Origin of the sequence: Brachybacterium sp. AOP42-C2-15 (assembly GCF_052377065.1) — a bacterium.
GTDB lineage: Bacteria > Actinomycetota > Actinomycetes > Actinomycetales > Dermabacteraceae > Brachybacterium.
Map to the genome: position 1 here is coordinate 1 of NZ_JBQSWK010000093.1, position 1,655 is coordinate 1,655.

1 protein-coding gene and 1 pseudogene are annotated in these 1,655 nt (G+C 57.5%); one reads left to right on the forward strand and one right to left on the reverse strand.

The features are described from left to right. Nucleotides 1-308 (forward strand): annotated as a pseudogene (locus tag ACT3SQ_RS19130) (hypothetical protein); the annotation flags it as partial. 109 nt (nucleotides 309-417) lie between these two features. Here the strand turns inward: ACT3SQ_RS19130 and ACT3SQ_RS19135 are convergent. After that, nucleotides 418-1,485, reverse strand: coding sequence for a hypothetical protein (locus tag ACT3SQ_RS19135; RefSeq protein ID WP_444601610.1), 1,068 nt, complete (start codon nucleotides 1,483-1,485; stop codon nucleotides 418-420). Between the last annotated feature and the right edge of the window lie 170 nt (nucleotides 1,486-1,655).

Below are 1,655 nucleotides of genomic sequence, written 5' to 3' on the forward strand. Positions count from 1 at the left end.
GGCAGTGGATCCAGAGTGTTCAGGACGAGGTCGGATTCTCCTGGGGCACGCGCCTTCATGCGAATATGGCAACTTTGCTAGCTGGTCGACCGGCGCTCTGGGTAGCGCACGACGCGCGGACGATCGAGGCGACGAACGCCCTACATCTTCCAGCGGTCACGCTTTCTGACGCTCTAGAGATGTCGACGGACGACATGGAGCGGTCTGTGGACTACACGCCGATGTTCGATCATCTGCACGCAATGTTCCGGCGGTTCAACCAATTCCTGGGGGAGTCGGATCTGCCTGACGTCGATCTGCGCTTCTGACTGCTCTGAGTCTAGAGGTGCATGGACCACTAGACCTGCGAGGGAGTTCTTGAAATAGTCCCCCGGAGACAGAGCGTCTCTCACTGTATTTGCGACATTGAAGTAGGTCTCACGCTGGGGCTGCATTGGGGGAAGCCTCCGAGCCAGTCTCGATCATGATCTTATTCCGTCGGCCTCCGGCTGGGACAGGAATTTCGATTACCCAGCACTGGCGCCTCTCGCTCAAGCTCCAGGAGATAAGGCCAGAGGTAATCTCGCACTTGGTGGACGCGGAGAAACTTAAGCGAACCCAAACGGCTCCGTCGGACCCCTCGAGCTGCCCGATGGCACTCGTAAGTCTTAGTGATCCGTCGAGAAGGAATCGTGCGACGGCGGGGGCGCCATCGGGCGACCAGGCCTGGTCTGTAATGGTGGCCGCATTTGGAGAGGCGGTATGTATTTCACGTAATGCGCGATGTTGGTTTAATGTGTATTCGCATAGGATGTGATCCTCGGGCCCGTCTTGGTTGATCGTCATGCTTGCATCTACTCGTCGCCCACCGTTATCTCCGCCGGAGTTGAAGAACTTGAGCGGTTGATCGTCAAACTTCGGGAAGAAGAGGCCTGAATGTCCTGGCTGGGTGCGTATGCGAGCTGCCTGAATGTTCGCTGCGTCATAGTTCTGCACACCCGCATCCAGGACGAGTAGACGTCCGGCGGTCCACATCATGATGGAAGTGTCATCCATTTGCTTGTGGACTGAAGAGCGGGCGCCACAGACTACTGATATATACGAATCACTTGTGTTGTGAATATATAGTCCGTTGGGCGGACTTAGGAATTTTCCGTGTGCGGGGGTGAGCCGTGGCTCCATGCCCATGCCGCCATCTCCGAGCGGTGGTACGTGGCCATCTGGGAGTAGGAGCCGTTGGTACGCCATCGAGGCGAGCTCATATCTTTGCCGGAAGCTCTGCGCGGCGTGAGCGTGGCGTGACGAGACGCCAGCGAGCTCACACAGATCTTTTAGTAGCCGAACGTACAGACCTTGATAAGAAGCCGTGTTCTCGTTGCTCAGGCCGTCGTGGTCAAAGATCGTCTCCATCTGTTCGATCGCGATCTGCGCATCGTTGGTGGCATCCTCGTCCGACACCAATTCCGGATGATGCACTGCGATGAGCAGGAGGGAGACGGATAGCATGACGCCATGGTTGTTGGGCACTCGAACGCCGGGCTCTCTGGCAAGGCGAAGGAGATGCGGTGTCAAGGGACATCGGGATCTCCCTGTGGGCGGACGTTTGATCTCCCTGTTCGCGGACAGTTCATCTCCCTGTCGGCGGTCAGTTGATCTCCCTGCGGGGTTAGGTCAGG

Coding starts and splice junctions, on each gene's coding strand:
- ACT3SQ_RS19135 (WP_444601610.1), bottom strand. CDS start 1,485: ATGCTATCCGTCTCCCTCCTGCTCATCGCAGTGCATCATCCGGAATTG.